This window comes from Mesorhizobium sp. M8A.F.Ca.ET.202.01.1.1 (genome assembly GCF_004791595.1).
GTDB lineage: Bacteria > Pseudomonadota > Alphaproteobacteria > Rhizobiales > Rhizobiaceae > Mesorhizobium.
This window is the reverse complement of sequence record NZ_SRUN01000010.1, coordinates 58,050-72,706: the sequence shown is the minus strand read 5'-3', so window position 1 is coordinate 72,706 and position 14,657 is coordinate 58,050. Positions and strand designations below refer to the sequence as shown.

Here is a 14,657-nt window from a genome sequence, read left to right as displayed (position 1 = left end):
GTCACACCCTCCCCAGCGCAAAACCCTTGGCGATATAGTTGCGCACGAACCAGATCACGAGCGCGCCGGGGATCAGCGTCAAAACGCCGGCGGCTGCCAGCAGCCCCCAGTCCATGCCCGAGGCCGACACCGTACGCGTCATGGTCGCAGCGATCGGTTTGGCGTCGGTCGTGGTCAGCGTGCGGGCGATCAGCAGCTCGACCCATGAAAACATGAAGCAGAAGAAGCAGGCGACGCCGATGCCGCTGGCGATCAGCGGCATGAAGATCTTGAGGAAGAAGCGCGGGAACGAATAACCGTCGATATAGGCGGTCTCGTCGATTTCTTTCGGCACGCCCGACATGAAGCCTTCCAGGATCCACACCGCCAGCGGCACGTTGAACAGGCAGTGCGCCAGCGCCACCGCTATGTGCGTGTCGATGAGGCCGAAGGCCGAATAGAGCTGGAAGAACGGCAGCGCGAACACGGCCGGCGGCGCCATGCGGTTGGTCAGCAGCCAGAAGAACAGATGCTTGTCGCCAAGGAAACGATAGCGCGAGAAAGCGTAAGCCGCCGGCAGAGCCACCGATACCGAAATCACCATGTTCATGACGACATAGGTGATCGAGTTGATGTAGCCGGAATACCAGGCCTTCTGCGTGAAGATGGTGACGTAGTTGGCGATCGTCGGCGCGTGCGGATAAAGCGTCAGCGAGTTGACGATCTCGGCATTGGTCTTGAAGCTCATGTTGATGAGCCAGTAGATCGGCAGCAGAAGGACGATGATGTAGAGCGTCGGCACGATCCACCACCAGCGCGACTCCTCGCCGCGCCGGCGCATCCGCCTGTCGAGTTCGCTCTGTGACAGCGAACTGGCGAGCCCTTCGGTGGCGGCGGTCCCGTTCATTGCATTGCGCTCGGTGCGTTCGTTGGCGCCAGCCATGTCAGCGCTCCGCGTCGTAATTGGTCATCACGGTGTAGAACACCCATGACAACAACAGGATGATGAGGAAGTAGACCAGCGACATCGCCGCCGCCGGACCGAGGTCGAACTGGCCGAGTGCAGTCTTGACGAGGTCGATCGACAGGAACGTCGTCGAGTTGCCCGGACCGCCGCCGGTGACGACGAAGGGCTCGGTGTAGATCATGAACGAGTCCATGAAGCGCAGCAGCACGGCGATCAAAAGCACGCGCTGCATTTTCGGCAGTTGGATGTAGCGAAACACCGCCCAGCGCGAGGCGCCGTCGATCTTGGCCGCCTGGTAGAAGGCATCCGGGATCGAGACCAGTCCTGCATAGCAGAGCAGAACGACAAGGCTGGTCCAGTGCCAGACGTCCATGATGATGATCGTCACCCAGGCGTCGAACGGATCCTGCACGTAATTGTAGTCGATGCCGATCGCGTTGAGGTAATAGCCCATCAGACCTATGTCGTTGCGTCCGAACACTTGCCAGATGGTGCCGACCACGTTCCACGGTATCAGCAGCGGCAGCGACATCAGCACCAGGCAAACCGGCACGCCCCAGCCTTTTTTCGGCATGTTGAGCGCGATGAAGACGCCAAGCGGCACCTCGATAGCCAGGATGATGAAGGAGAAAGCGAGGTTGCGGACCATCGCTTCCCAGAAGCGGCTGGAGGAGAGCAATTCCTCGAACCATTCCGTGCCGGCCCAGGTGAAGACGTTGTTGCCGAACGTGTCCTGCACCGAATAGTTGACGACCGTCATCAGCGGGATGACGGCGGTGAAGGCCACCAGCACCAGCACCGGCAGCACCAGGAACCAGGCTTTGTTGTTCCAGGTCTTGTCCATCTATGCCCCCATCTCGACACGCCAGGAATCGGCATAGATGTTGATGCCGGCCGGGTCGAAACGAACTTTCGGTTCGGCCGGAACGGTCTCGTCCTCGCCGATGACGGCCGCGATCTCTCGGCCCTCCAGCTTGGCGCGCACCACCTTGTGGCGGCCGACATCCTCGACCTTACTGATTGAAACGGCCATGCCGTCGCGGCCGAGCCGTACATATTCCGGGCGGATGCCAAGCTCGACGGCCCCGGCGCTGGCCTTCGGCACCCCAGGCAATTCGATCCGTTGCGAGCCGAGCGTCGCCGTCCTGCCTTCGATTGCCACCGGCACGACATTCATGCCTGGCGAGCCGATGAAATAGCCGACAAAAGTGTGACGCGGCCGCTCGAACAGTTCCGCCGGCGTGCCGATCTGCACGATGCCGCCATCATACATGACGACGACCTGGTCGGCGAAGGTCAGCGCCTCGGTCTGGTCGTGCGTGACATAGACCATCGTGTAGCCGAAGCGGCGATGAAGCTGCTTCAACTGCGAGCGCAGCACCCATTTCATGTGCGGATCGATGACGGTCAGCGGTTCGTCGAACAGGATGGCGTTGACGTCCGAGCGCACCAGGCCACGGCCGAGCGAGATTTTCTGCTTCTGGTCGGCGGTCAGGCCCCTCGCCTTCTTCTTCGCCCATGAGGCCAGGTCGATCATCTCCAGCGTCTCGCGCACCTTGCGGTCGACGTCGGCCTCCGGCACGCCGCGATTGCGCAGCGGGAACGCCAGATTGTCGTAGACCGTCATGGTGTCGTAGATGACCGGGAACTGGAACACCTGCGCGATGTTGCGCTCCTGCGTCGACAAATTGGTCACGTCCCTGCCGTTGAACAGCAACTGGCCATGCGAGGGATGAAGCAGCCCTGAAATGATGTTGAGCAGCGTGGTCTTGCCGCAGCCGGACGGCCCAAGCAGCGCATAGGCGCCGCCATCCTCGAACGTGTGATGCACTTCGCGCAACGCGAAATCGGCATCCGTGCGCGGGTTCTGCAGATAGGAATGCCTGACATGGTTGACGTCGATGCGTGCCATATCGCCCCTCCTAAGCCGCCAGCTTCGGCGCGGTCATAGCCCGGCCGTGCTCGTCGAAGACCATGATGTGACGCGGATCGATGAACACTTCGACCACCGCATCTGTCTCGAAATCCCTGATGCCGTGGGTCAACATCACCCAGCGGGCGTCGGCAAAGTCGAGATGGATGAAGCTCTCGGACCCGGTGATTTCGGTGATGGTGACCTTTGCCCGCACCGGCACCGCGGAAGCATTGGGCCGGTCGAGCGAAAGATGGTGCGGCTGAAAGCCGATCGTATAGTTCGTATCGGCGATGCCGACGAGTTCGGCGGGCACCGGCAGCTTGACGCCGCCCTCGAGCAGAAAGTCCGCGCCCTTCTTGGCCAGCACGATGCTGTTGAGCGGCGGATCGGCGAAGGTCCTGGCCGTCACCAGATCAACCGGCTTGCGGAATACGTCGATGGTCGGCCCGAACTGGGTGATGCGGCCTTCCGACAGCGTTGCCGTGTTGCCGCCGAGCAGCAGGGCCTCATGCGGCTCGGTGGTGGCGTAGACGAAGATGGTGCCGGCAGCGGCAAAGATCCTCGGCAGTTCGGCCCGCAATTCCTCGCGCAGCTTGTAGTCGAGGTTGGCAAGCGGCTCGTCGAGCAGCACCAGGCTGGCATTCTTGACGATGGCGCGCGCCAGCGCGGTGCGCTGCTGCTGGCCGCCCGACAGGCTGAGCGGGGTGCGGTCGAGATAGGGTGTCAGCTTGAGGAGAGCTGCCGCCTCGCGCACCTGGCTGTCGATCTTGCCTAGCTCGACACCAGCCACCCTTAGCGGCGAGGCGATGTTGTCATAGACCGTCATCGCCGGATAGTTGATGAACTGCTGGTAGACCATGGCGATCTTGCGCTTCTGCACCGGCGTGCCGGTGACATTCTGGCCGTCGAACCAGACCGAGCCGGATGTCGGCACATCGAGGCCGGCCATCAGCCGCATCAAGCTGGTCTTGCCGGAAAGCGTGGGCCCGAGCAAAACGTTGAGCGAGCCGTGCTGAAGCGTCAGCGACACGTCGCGGATGTGTTCGACCGCACCGACCGTCTTGGTGACGTTCCTCAGTTCCAGCATGACGCCTCCTCCCAGGCTTTCCGCATCAGCTCAAAACCTCTTCATTCGGCGGCCGCGACATGCTGCCGGCTTATGCCACGCATGAATTCATCGAGTGCCGAGACCTGCTCGCGGCTAAGATGCAGACCGCGCTTGGTCCGTCGCCACAGCACATCTTCCGCCGTGACGGCCCATTCGTTTTCAACGAGATAGCGCACCTCGGCCTCGTGCAGATCGCCGCCGAAATTGCGGCCGAGATCGGCAATCGACTTGGCCAAGCCGAGCAGAACCTGCGCACGCGTCCCGTAAAGCCTGGTCAACCGGCGCGCCAAACGCTGGTCGAGGAAAGGGTAGGCGCTTTTCAGCTTCGCCACCTGCGCATCGAAACCGGTGGCCGGAAAATCGCCGCCAGGCAGCGGCGCATCAGATGTCCACGGCTTGCCGCGCTTGCCGAGAAAACCTTCGATCTTCTCCAGCATTGATTCCGCCAGCCGGCGGTAGGTGGTGATCTTGCCGCCAAACGCGTTGACCAGCGGTGCGGCGCCCTCGCCGCCATCGGCCTTCAGCACGTAGTCGCGCGTCGCTTCCTGCGCCTTGGAGGCGCCGTCATCATAGAGCGGACGCACGGCCGAATAGGTCCAGACAATGTCCGAACGCTTGACGGGAACCGCGAAATACTCGCTCGCCGCGGCACAGAGATAGTCGATTTCGGTGTCGCTGATCTTCACATCGTGCGGATCGCCGGGATAATCCCGGTCGGTGGTGCCGATCAGCGTGAACTCGTCCTCGTAGGGAATAGCGAAGATGATGCGGCCATCCCTGTTCTGGAAGAAATAGGCGCGCGGATCGTCGAACTTCTTGGCGATGACGATGTGGCTGCCCTGCACGAGGCGGACGTTGTGAACGTCATTCTGCCCGACGACGCCGGACAGCACGTGGTCTACCCAGGGCCCCGCCGCATTGACCAGCAACCGTGCCTTGACCTCTTCGGTCTCGCCGGTTTGCAGGTTCTCGATCTTTATCGTCCAGATCCCGCCTTCGCGGCGGGCTCCAACCACTTTCGTGCGGGTCCGGATGGTTGCGCCCCGGTCAGCAGCGTCACGTGCATTCAGCGCCACCAGCCGCGCATCGTTGACCCAGCCATCGGAATATTCGAAGGCCTTTTTGAACAGCGGCTTCAAAGGCTTGCCCGCCGGGTCGCTTGCCATGTCGAGCGTCCTGGTCGCCGGCAGCAATTTGCGCCCGCCAATGTGATCGTAAAGGAACAGGCCAAGCCGGATCAGCCAGGCGGGTCGCAGGCCCCTGGCGTAGGGCAGCACGAAGCGCATCGGCCAGATAATGTGCGGTGCGTTCTTCCACAGAACCTCGCGCTCCATGAGCGCCTCGCGCACCAGGCGGAATTCGTAGAATTCGAGATAGCGCAGCCCGCCATGGATCAGCTTGGTCGAACCGGACGAGGTTCCGCTGGCGAGGTCATTCATCTCGGCGAGAAAGACCGAAAACCCGCGGCCAACGGCATCACGAGCGATTCCGCAGCCGTTAATACCGCCGCCTATGACGAAAATGTCCCGGACTGAAGATGGGTCCACTTAATTCCTCCACGATTTCGCACTGCACCATTTTGGGTCTTTTGCGAAACCGTAGCGGAATTATTTCGAACTCATAACGAATGTCAAACGAAATATCACAAGCCGGTGAACAAGCCGGCGAGAAGACGATAAAAGACCTCAGGCGGGCGACGTCTCGATCAGCTGAACCTCGGCCTCCTGGCAGATCTTGCGCACCGAAGCGATCTCGCAGCGATCGGTGATGAAGGTGTTGACCTGCGACAGATGACCGATGCGTACCGGCGCCGTACGCTCGAATTTGGTCTGGTCGGATACCAGGATGACATGCCTGGCATTGGCGATGATCGCTTGCGCCACCTTCACCTCGCGAAAATCGAAGTCGAGCAGCGCTCCATCATGATCGATCGCGGAGGCACCGATGACAGCATAATCGACCTTGAACTGCCTGATGAAATCGACCGCCGCCTCACCGACGACACCCCCGTCCGAGCCGCGGACCACACCACCGGCAATCACCACCTCGATCGAAGGATAGATGCGCATCCTATTGGCAACATTGATGTTATTGGTGATGACCATCAGGCCGTTATGATCGAGCAACGCCTTGCTGACCGCCTCCGTCGTGGTGCCGATGTTGATGAACAGCGAGGCGTTGTCGGGGATCAGCCTCGCCGCCGCACGGCCAATCGCTTCCTTCTCGTCGGCCGCGATCTTGCGCCTGGCTTCATACTCCATGTTCTCGATGCCCGACGGGAACAAGGCGCCGCCATGGATGCGCGAAAGCAGCCGCTGGTCGCACAAATCGTTGAGGTCCTTGCGTATGGTCTGCGGCGTCACATTGAAATGCGTGGCCAGATCGTCGACCAGCACGCGGCCGTTGTCCTTAGCCATCTGGATGATCTCGGCATGGCGCGGCGACAGATACATCAAGCAAGCTCCCGTTTTCGTTTTTCTTGCTTATAGTCGAAAACGAAACCGATGAAAAGGCACAAGCCGGCTAACGAAATCCGATGATTGTACGAGGGAACCTCGGCGCGACCTTGATCCAGCCTTTTTCAGGCCACGGCGCGTGCAATTTCGGTAATGGCGGTGAAAGCCGCGTCGACGTCTTCCGCCGTCGCATCGAACTGGCCCACCTGGAAGCGGATCGCCACCCTTCCATCGACTTTCGTTTGCGTCAGGTAGATGCGGCCATCGTCGTTGATCGCATTGACCAGCCGCAGATTGTGCTCGTCGGCATCGGTGTCCGAAGCCGCCTTGTGCCGGAACGAAAACAGCGACAGCATCGGCTCGCTGACGATCTCGAAATCCACCTCCCTTGCCAGACGCGTGGCGAGGCCTTCGCTCCAGGCGACATGGTTGCGGATCATGGTTCGCAGGTTTTCCAGTCCATGGGCGCGCAGTAGGAACCACAGTTTCAGCGCGCGGAAGCGCCGGCCGAGCGGCACCGACCATTCCGAGTAGTTGATGATGCCGTCATGGCCGTGCGTCTTGAGATAGTCGGGCTTGATGGCCAGCGTCCTGACATGGCTCGAGGGGTCGCGCAGGAACTGGATCGAACAATCGAACTGCGCGCCCAGCCATTTGTGCGGATTGAAGACGATCGAATCGGCGCCTTCGACGCCAGACCAGAAATGCCGGTATTCCGGGCAGATCATCGCCGACCCGGCCCAGGCGGCATCGACATGCAGGTAGAGCCCGTGCCGCCTGGCAACCTCCGCAACCGCTGCAATATCGTCCGTGCCACCGGTGCTGGTGCCGCCGACACAGGCGATAATACCAGCAGGCAGCATGCCGGCTTTCCGGTCGGCGATGATGGCTGCTTCCAGGGCTGCCGTGTCCATGGCGCGAAAACGGCCGGTGACCGGAACGCGCACGAGATTGTCCTCGCCGATGCCCGAGACCCAGATCGCCCGGTCGATCGATGTGTGCACCTGGTCGGAAGAATAGATGCGCAACCGCCCCTGCCCGGCCAAACCCTTTTTGTTGCCTTGCCAGCCGAGCGCCCGCTCGCGCATGGTCAGCACGGCATTGAGTGTCGCCGACGAGGCCGAATCCTGGATCACGCCGGAAAAGCCCTCTGGCAGGCCGAGGGCCTGGCGCATCCAGTCGACGGTGCGGGTTTCAAGCTCGGTCGCCGCCGGTGACGTTTGCCAAAGCATGCATTGCGCGGCCATCGCCGACACCAGGTATTCCGCCACCACCGAAACCGGCGCCGCGTTGGCCGGGAAATAGGCGAAGAAGCGGGGGTGCTGCCAATGTGTCATCCCCGGCACGATCTTGGCTTCGAAATCGGCGAAGATTCTGTCCATCGGTTCGGCGTCTTCGGGCGGCGACGCCTCGATGCTCCTGAAAATGTCGCCCGGCTCGACCAATGGCCGCACCGGCCGCTCACGCAAATTGTTGCGATAGTCGGCACCCCAGTCGGCGGCGCGTTGCGACCATTGCCGGAAATCGTCATTGTTCATCTTGTTCCTCCCGACATGATCTTTCGTGGCCGGCGGCAGCCGCCCGCTCTTCAAGATCATATTAATTAACATGTGAAATATTTGCAACCGCCGTCGAATGGCGAGATAGGCAAAACTAGCCGGGGAAATCCGGCAGGCTGGCGAACGCCGTCTTCAGGGCATTCGACCATCCATCGGAGATTGTGCGGTAATACTGATCGTCCTGGGCGATCCGCTTTTTCAGGCCGACCTGAAAGGCGTCCCGTTCCAGGAAAAGCAAGTCGAGCGGCAAGCCGACCGACAGGTTCGATTTCAACGTCGAATCGAACGACACCAGCAAGAGTTTAACCGTCTCGGCGAGGCTCATCGTCTTTTCATAGGCGCGGATGATGATCGGCTTGCCGTATTTGGTCTCGCCGATCTGGAAGAACGGCGTGTCGTCGGTCGACTCGATGAAATTGCCTTCGGGATAGATCATGAACAGGCGTGGCGGGCTGCCCTTGATCTGCCCACCGAGGATGAAGGAGGCATTGAAATAGGAATCGGCCTTCTCGCCGGCGGGCGACGATTGCGCGATCACCTCTTTCACCGTGTCGCCGACCAGCCGCACCGTCTGGTACATGGATGGCGTTTCGAGCAGCTTCTCGTGGCGGTCGGTCACCGCCTTGGTGCGCTCGTCGAGCAGGCTGACCACGGCCTGTGTCGTCGCCAGATTGCCGGCCGACATCAAGACGATGACGCGCTCGCCCTGCTGCTCCCACACATGCATCTTCTTGAAGGTCGAGATCGAATCCATGCCGGCATTGGTGCGCGTGTCCGACATGAACACGAGCCCGCGATCGATCTTGAGGCCGACGCAATAGGTCATAGAATCTCTTGAGGCAGCAATCCTGGGGGGATTACTGCTCTACCGTGACGGTGACCGCAAGCAGTTCTTCCGCCTGTCCCATCCGAATTCCCGACACCGGCGAAGCGTCACGGTAGTCGCGGCCGGTAGCCACCTTCACATAGCGTTCATCGGGAGAAATACCGTTGGCGGGATCGAAGGCAACCCAGCCGAGGCCCGCGACATGGGCTTCGGCCCAGGCGTGGCTCGCCGCCTGCTCCACCGCCGCATCCATCATCAGATAGCCGCTGACATAGCGGGCCGGAAATCCCATGGCGCGCGCGGCGGCGGCAAAGATGTGGCTATGGTCCTGGCAAACGCCGGTCTTCAGCGCCAAGGCTTCCTCGGCCGCGGTCGTCGCATTGGTGGCGCCGGGCGTGTAGGCGACGCGCTCGCCGATTGCGGCCATCAGCCGATGCAGCCTTTCAAGATCGGTCCCCTTGCCGACCGCCTCGGCAAGATCACGGATGCCGCCGCCTATGGTGGTCAAGGCAGTCTCCTGCGCGAACAACCAGAGTGGCGCGAAACCTTGGTGTGGCCCGCAAACGCCTGACGTATCGCGCGTCACCACCTCGCCCGAAGCCTCGACCGTGATCACGTCGTTGTCACCCTCGACGCTCAACAGCCTGTTGTCGTTGCCGTAATGGTCGGTAAATCGCACTTCCTCGCGCGCGCCTTCGACCTTCAGCGCCCAGGACAGCACTGTCTGTGTCGGCCCGCTCATGGGAAGCAGCCGCAGCCTCTGAAGTAGATATTGCACCGGCGCGTCATAGCGATATTCGGTCCGGTGAGTGATTTTCAGCCGCATGGCTTCCTCAATAAAACCTGTAGTCCTGCGCGATCTCGTCGCCGAGCCTGGTGTTGTCGCGAATGAACCCGGCCAGGAACTCGTGCAGGCCCGCGTCGAATATGTCCTTGATCGATCCCGCGCGCAGCATCGTCTGGGTCTTCTCCGCGGTCGCGTGGCAGGCATGACGCTCGCCATAGTCGTCGCCGAGGAACTTCAGATGCTCGGCCAGGAAGCGATAGCAGAAGGTCAGCGACCGCGGCATGCGGACGTTGAGGATCAGGTAGTCCGCGATATTGGTCGGCTTGTAGTCGGCGTCATAGACCCAACGATAGGAGCGATGCGCCGATACCGAGCGCAGGATCGATTCCCACTGATAATTGTCGAGCGTCGAGCCGACCCAGGAGATCGACGGCAGCAGCACGTAGTATTTCACGTCGAGAATGCGCGCCGTGTTGTCGGCACGCTCGACATAGGTGCCGAGCTGCGAGAAGTCGAAAATCTCGTTGCGCAGCATGGTGCCGTAGAACGAGCCACGGATCAGCGCTGTCTCGCGCTTGATCGCATCGAGCACATTGGGCAGGTCGCGCTCGTCGATCGGCCTCGCCAGCATCCGTTTCAGCGCCATCCAGGCTTCGTTGATGCTCTCCCAGGTCTCGCGCGTCAGCGCGGTGCGCACCATGCGCGCATTGTTGCGGGCGGTCTCGATCGACGACATCGTGCTTGAAGGGTTCGACGTGTCGCGCAGCAGGAAATCAGCGACATTCGCCGCCGAATAGTCCGAATACTTCTGCGTGAAGGCAGCGTCGGAGCCGGCGCTGAGCAGCACGGAGTTCCACTCCTCCGAGGCGCTTTGAGTGCGGGTCAGCGCCATGCGCAGGCCGGCATCGACCAACCGCGCCATGTTTTCGGCCCGCTCGATATAGCGGTTCATCCAGTAGAGCCCGTTGGCGGTGCGGCCGAGAAGCATGGAATGGCCCTTCGGGCTAGTGAGCAGGGAATAGCGAGTAGGGAATGGCAAGCGACTGAATCTCAACGGAATATGGCATTTCCCTGTCCCCTCTGCTTCCACTATTCACGACTGACTATCCCCTACTCACCCATCTCAATCATCCAGCACCCAGGTGTCCTTGGTGCCGCCGCCTTGCGAGGAATTCACCACCAGCGAGCCTTCCTTCAGCGCAACGCGCGTCAGCCCACCAGGCACGATCTGGATGCGATCGGAAACCAGCACATAAGGCCGCAAGTCGACGTGGCGCGGCGCCAGGCCCTTGTCAGTCAGGATCGGACAGGTCGAGAGCGCTAGCGTCGGTTGGGCGATGTAATTAGACGGCTTGGCCTGCAGCTTCTTGGCAAAATCCTGGCATTCCTTCTTGGTTGCAGCCGGGCCGACCAGCATGCCGTAGCCGCCGGAACCGTGCACTTCCTTGATGACGAGCTCATCAATGTGTTCGAGCACATATTTCAGGCTGTCCGGTTCCGAACAGCGCCAGGTCGGGATGTTGCCGAGGATCGCCTTGCGGCCGGTGTAGAATTCGACGATCTCCGGCATGTAGGAATAGATCGCCTTGTCGTCGGCAATGCCGGTTCCCGGCGCATTGGCGATGGTGATGTTCCCGGCGCGGTAGACATCCATGATGCCGGGTATGCCAAGAGCTGAATCCGGCCTGAAGGTCAGCGGGTCCAGGAAAGAATCATCCACGCGGCGGTAGAGAACGTCGATCTGCTTGTAGCCTTCGGTCGTACGCATCGCGACATGGCCGTCGACGACGCGCAGATCCTGTCCCTCCACAAGCTGCACCCCCATCTGGTCGGCAAGGAAGGCGTGTTCGAAATAGGCAGAATTGAAACTGCCGGGCGTCAGCACCGCGATGGTCGGGGCGCCCTTGGTGCCTTGCGGCCGCACCGCCGCCAGCGACTGGCGCAGCAGCTGCGGGTAGTTCTCCACCGGCCGCACCTTGATCTTCTGGAACAGCTCGGGGAACAGTTGCATCATCGTTTCGCGGTTCTCCAACATGTAGGAGACACCGGACGGCGTGCGTGCATTGTCTTCCAGCACGTAGAACTCGTCCTCGCTGATGCGCACGATGTCGACGCCGATAATGTGGGTGTAGACGCCGGCCGGTGGCCGCACGCCGATCATTTCCGGCAGGAAAGCCTCGTTCTTGGCAATCAAATCCCTTGGGACGCGGCCGGCGCGAAGGATTTCCTGGCGATGGTAGATGTCGTCGAGGAAGGCGTTCAGCGCCTGTACGCGCTGCTCGATGCCTTGCGTCAGGCGGCGCCACTCATTGCCTGAAATGATGCGGGGAACGATGTCGAACGGGATCAATCGCTCGGATGCTTCCTGCTCGCCGTAGACGGCAAAAGTGATGCCGGTCTTGCGAAAAACGCGTTCGGCGTCCTGCATCTTTTCGGTAAGTCTGGCTGGATCCTGCTCCTTCAGCCAGCGATCGTAAGCCGAATACGGTCTTCTAAGTCCGGAGACCTCCGGAAGCATTTCATCGAACGCTGCCAATCGCATACTCCCCTGTGACGCCATTTCACTGGCGTCGCCGGAGAAAATCAAGCGCAATCGGCGATTTGGGAGAACCTGACGATGAGTATGTCGCGGCTGCCTAAAATTGAGGCAGCTGAAATATGCGCTTGATCAGGCTTTGCCTCGTGCCCGGGCAAATCCGCTTCGCGACTAGAAGGCGCGGAAGGTGACGACGGTGAAGGTGTCCTTGATGCCGGGAAGAATCTGCACCTTCTCGTTGACGAAATGGCCGACGTCTTCCTCATCATCGACATAGAATTTGGCGAGCAGATCGTAATTGCCGGCGGTGGAGTAGATTTCCGAAGCGATCTCGGCGTCGGCAAGCGCGCTGGCAACCTCGTAGGATTTGCCCAGCTCGCATTTGATCTGCACGAAAAACGCCTTCATGGCTTCGTCCCGCTAAACGTCCACGTTCAAGCGGCCCTTCTGGCAGACTGGAGGCGGGCTTTCAAGCGCTGGAATGCGCACTTAGCCGGCGCGGGCCTTGGCCACGGCCTCGCGCATCTTCGCAACCGGCACGCCGCGCTCGAGGAATCCGCCTAGCCGGGACGAATATTGGCGGCCGCTGAAACCGTGAAGCGCCGTCACCCGTATGTTAGGATGCCTCCGCAACAGCTTTTCTGGAGGCGGCTTTTCGAGGGACGGTGGAGACAGGCCATGCGCCGCGGCTTTTTCGCATTCGCGTTCGTTTCGCTCATGCTGGCTTCCCAGGCGTTTGCCGGCGATGCCGAGATCAAGGCTGGCCAAGCCGTCATCGACGGTCAATTGAAGGCCCTCATCGCCGATGACGGCGCCAAGGCCTACAGCTTCGCCGCTCCGAACGTGAAGCAGGTATTCCCGACCGTCGATGCTTTCATGAACATGGTGACCAACGGCTACCCGCCTGTGCGCAAGCCACGGTCCTACTCTTTCGGCAAGGTCGAGCAGACGGGCCCGGGTTCGATCGTCCAGCAGGTGCTGATCATTGGCCCCGACGGCAAGGACTATGAGGCGGTCTACACGCTTCAGCAGCAGCCCGACGGCACATTCCAGATCACCGGCTGCAGCCTGCGCGCCTCGAATTCGCTGAGCTCCTGAACCAGTTCGCTCACTTCAATCCTGGCGTTGATAGAGCGTCCAGCCCTGCCCCGACAGTCCCCAACTCGTCGAGGCATCGACGCGATCATAGGTCAACAGGCAGCCGGACGGGGCGGCGACATGCTCCGGCTGCTGGTCCACGGCGCCCTCGAGGATCAGCCAGGACGGACGCTCGTCACATATCTTGTCGGCCGCGACGAGCAATGACTGGCGTCCCAGCCGTTTGGCAAAATAGTTGACAATCACCGCGATCCGAAAATCTTGATTGCTGGCGTAGCTCGTTGCGCCATTGCGCGTCATCTCCTCAACGATGACAGCATAGGATCCGCGTCCCTTTTCGTAGAATGGCAACAGAAACGTCATCGTGCCGGCTAGGATTGCCACCAGCCCCCCGACGGCAACAAGCCGATATATGCCAGCGGCGGCGAACCCGAGCGCAAGCAACTCGCCCGCGCAAAGCAACAGCAATGTTGCACTGACCAGAAAGTAGCGCGGGAAATCGAGGGTCGGCAGCTGTGCTGCCGCCATCAGAATAGGCAGTCCGATAATCCCGATGACATAGAGACTGGCCCGCCGATCGCGCCGAATACCGGCAAAGACGCAGACAAGGCCGCAGGCCAAGGCAATACAGGCCAAGTTGCTGATCCAAGGCGGCAAGCCGAACAGACAGCGGATCATTCCGCCGTAGCCTTGGACGAAGGCCTGGAGCGAGAACGGCGAAACGCCGCCGACCTTGAAGCCAAACGTCTGGCTGCCGATCGTTACGCAGGCGGCTAGCGGCAGCAAAGCAAGGAATGCCGGCGTGAAAATCTGCCCCAGTTCGACATTGACGCGACCCAGACTGCCGGTGCGCCGCCAGATGAGCCAGGCGCTCCAGGCCACCAGAACCACCACCGTTTCTACCATCGTGAGGTGGGACAAAAACCCGAGAAGGACGATGACCGCGAATGCGATGCCTGAACGGCCTGTGTCGAACCGGCGTTCCAGGAACACGACCGAGAGGAGCGTGAACAGCACCAGCCCGGCATAGCCTCTCGCCTCGGAGCCGTAATGGACCATCGGATAGCTCACCGCAAACAGCATGCTTGTGATGACACCAGCCCATCGGCCTTGCGCAGCCACGGCTGCGGCAATGATTGTGCCGACGCCGAGCGCAATCGACAAGCCGCGCTGAAGCAATGGCGAGGCATAAGGACCGATCAGGTACAGGTAGATCGAATTGAGGAAATGATTGTTGTCGTGGTTTACGCGCCAGAATATCTGATCGATCGAGGTAAGCGGCTCGAGCAGCAAGAAGCTCCAGATCTCGTCCAGCCAGAGATCGCCGCGCGCACCCATCAATCGCAAGAAAAGGCCGATTGCTGCGATCGCGGCAATCGCCGGGCCGACACCACGATGCTTGCGCGTTGCCAAACGCAGGACACTA

The 14,657-nt window shown here is 60.9% G+C and carries 14 protein-coding genes; 1 reads left to right on the top strand and 13 read right to left on the bottom strand.

Annotation, left to right across the window (positions count from 1 at the left end):
- Position 1 precedes the first annotated feature (1 nt).
- The 12 genes from EN845_RS21290 to EN845_RS21235 all read right to left on the bottom strand — a co-directional run bounded on the left by EN845_RS21290 (position 2) and on the right by EN845_RS21235 (position 12,541).
- Entirely contained in the window at positions 2-922 is a 921-nt protein-coding gene (locus EN845_RS21290; protein ID WP_127872515.1) for a carbohydrate ABC transporter permease, read from the bottom strand.
- Position 923: 1 nt separating this feature from the next.
- A complete protein-coding gene (locus EN845_RS21285) occupies positions 924-1,790 on the bottom strand; it encodes a sugar ABC transporter permease (protein WP_127872516.1) in 867 nt (288 codons plus the stop codon).
- On the bottom strand, positions 1,791-2,858 hold the full coding sequence (locus tag EN845_RS21280; protein ID WP_127872517.1) for an ABC transporter ATP-binding protein: 1,068 nt from the start codon (positions 2,856-2,858) through the stop codon (positions 1,791-1,793).
- 10 nt (positions 2,859-2,868) lie between these two features.
- Entirely contained in the window at positions 2,869-3,948 is a 1,080-nt protein-coding gene (locus EN845_RS21275) for an ABC transporter ATP-binding protein (protein ID WP_127872518.1), read from the bottom strand.
- Between the two features lie 41 nt (positions 3,949-3,989).
- A complete protein-coding gene (gene glpD / locus EN845_RS21270; protein WP_127872519.1) occupies positions 3,990-5,516 on the bottom strand; it encodes a glycerol-3-phosphate dehydrogenase in 1,527 nt (508 codons plus the stop codon).
- Between the two features lie 138 nt (positions 5,517-5,654).
- Positions 5,655-6,422, bottom strand: a complete 768-nt coding sequence (locus EN845_RS21265; protein WP_127281059.1) for a DeoR/GlpR family DNA-binding transcription regulator — start codon at positions 6,420-6,422, stop codon at positions 5,655-5,657.
- A gap of 128 nt (positions 6,423-6,550) precedes the next feature.
- A complete protein-coding gene (locus EN845_RS21260) occupies positions 6,551-7,963 on the bottom strand; it encodes an aspartate aminotransferase family protein (protein ID WP_127872520.1) in 1,413 nt (470 codons plus the stop codon).
- 115 nt (positions 7,964-8,078) lie between these two features.
- Positions 8,079-8,810, bottom strand: coding sequence for a peptidase (locus EN845_RS21255; RefSeq protein WP_127872521.1), 732 nt, complete (start codon positions 8,808-8,810; stop codon positions 8,079-8,081).
- A 31-nt stretch (positions 8,811-8,841) separates the two neighbouring features.
- On the bottom strand, positions 8,842-9,636 hold the full coding sequence (locus EN845_RS21250; protein WP_127872522.1) for a transglutaminase family protein: 795 nt from the start codon (positions 9,634-9,636) through the stop codon (positions 8,842-8,844).
- A gap of 7 nt (positions 9,637-9,643) precedes the next feature.
- The gene (locus EN845_RS21245; protein WP_127872523.1) at positions 9,644-10,585 is read right to left on the bottom strand and encodes an alpha-E domain-containing protein; all 942 of its coding nucleotides are present in this window, start codon (positions 10,583-10,585) and stop codon (positions 9,644-9,646) included.
- 135 nt (positions 10,586-10,720) lie between these two features.
- The gene (locus EN845_RS21240) at positions 10,721-12,133 is read right to left on the bottom strand and encodes a circularly permuted type 2 ATP-grasp protein (RefSeq protein WP_167531426.1); all 1,413 of its coding nucleotides are present in this window, start codon (positions 12,131-12,133) and stop codon (positions 10,721-10,723) included.
- A gap of 171 nt (positions 12,134-12,304) precedes the next feature.
- On the bottom strand, positions 12,305-12,541 hold the full coding sequence (locus EN845_RS21235; protein WP_010909609.1) for an Lrp/AsnC family transcriptional regulator: 237 nt from the start codon (positions 12,539-12,541) through the stop codon (positions 12,305-12,307).
- A 270-nt stretch (positions 12,542-12,811) separates the two neighbouring features.
- Here EN845_RS21235 and EN845_RS21230 point away from each other — a divergent pair, with 270 nt between their 5' ends.
- Positions 12,812-13,231 carry a DUF4864 domain-containing protein gene (locus tag EN845_RS21230; protein ID WP_127872524.1) on the top strand — a complete coding sequence of 140 codons (420 nt, stop codon included), beginning with the start codon at positions 12,812-12,814 and terminating at the stop codon, positions 13,229-13,231.
- A 15-nt stretch (positions 13,232-13,246) separates the two neighbouring features.
- On the opposite strand, the gene EN845_RS21225 is transcribed toward EN845_RS21230, so the two are convergent.
- Positions 13,247-14,644 carry a hypothetical protein gene (locus tag EN845_RS21225; protein WP_127872525.1) on the bottom strand — a complete coding sequence of 466 codons (1,398 nt, stop codon included), beginning with the start codon at positions 14,642-14,644 and terminating at the stop codon, positions 13,247-13,249.
- Positions 14,645-14,657: the final 13 nt, after the last annotated feature.

Bases quoted from the DNA above. Each gene is read 5' to 3' on its own strand.
- EN845_RS21265 (WP_127281059.1), bottom strand. From the start codon at position 6,422: ATGTATCTGTCGCCGCGCCATGCCGAGATCATCCAGATGGCTAAGGAC.
- EN845_RS21285 (WP_127872516.1), bottom strand. From the start codon at position 1,790: ATGGACAAGACCTGGAACAACAAAGCCTGGTTCCTGGTGCTGCCGGTG.
- EN845_RS21255 (WP_127872521.1), bottom strand. From the start codon at position 8,810: ATGACCTATTGCGTCGGCCTCAAGATCGATCGCGGGCTCGTGTTCATG.
- EN845_RS21230 (WP_127872524.1), top strand. From the start codon at position 12,812: ATGCGCCGCGGCTTTTTCGCATTCGCGTTCGTTTCGCTCATGCTGGCT.
- EN845_RS21245 (WP_127872523.1), bottom strand. From the start codon at position 10,585: ATGCTTCTCGGCCGCACCGCCAACGGGCTCTACTGGATGAACCGCTAT.
- EN845_RS21235 (WP_010909609.1), bottom strand. From the start codon at position 12,541: ATGAAGGCGTTTTTCGTGCAGATCAAATGCGAGCTGGGCAAATCCTAC.
- EN845_RS21280 (WP_127872517.1), bottom strand. From the start codon at position 2,858: ATGGCACGCATCGACGTCAACCATGTCAGGCATTCCTATCTGCAGAAC.
- EN845_RS21275 (WP_127872518.1), bottom strand. From the start codon at position 3,948: ATGCTGGAACTGAGGAACGTCACCAAGACGGTCGGTGCGGTCGAACAC.
- EN845_RS21250 (WP_127872522.1), bottom strand. From the start codon at position 9,636: ATGCGGCTGAAAATCACTCACCGGACCGAATATCGCTATGACGCGCCG.
- EN845_RS21260 (WP_127872520.1), bottom strand. From the start codon at position 7,963: ATGAACAATGACGATTTCCGGCAATGGTCGCAACGCGCCGCCGACTGG.
- EN845_RS21290 (WP_127872515.1), bottom strand. From the start codon at position 922: ATGGCTGGCGCCAACGAACGCACCGAGCGCAATGCAATGAACGGGACC.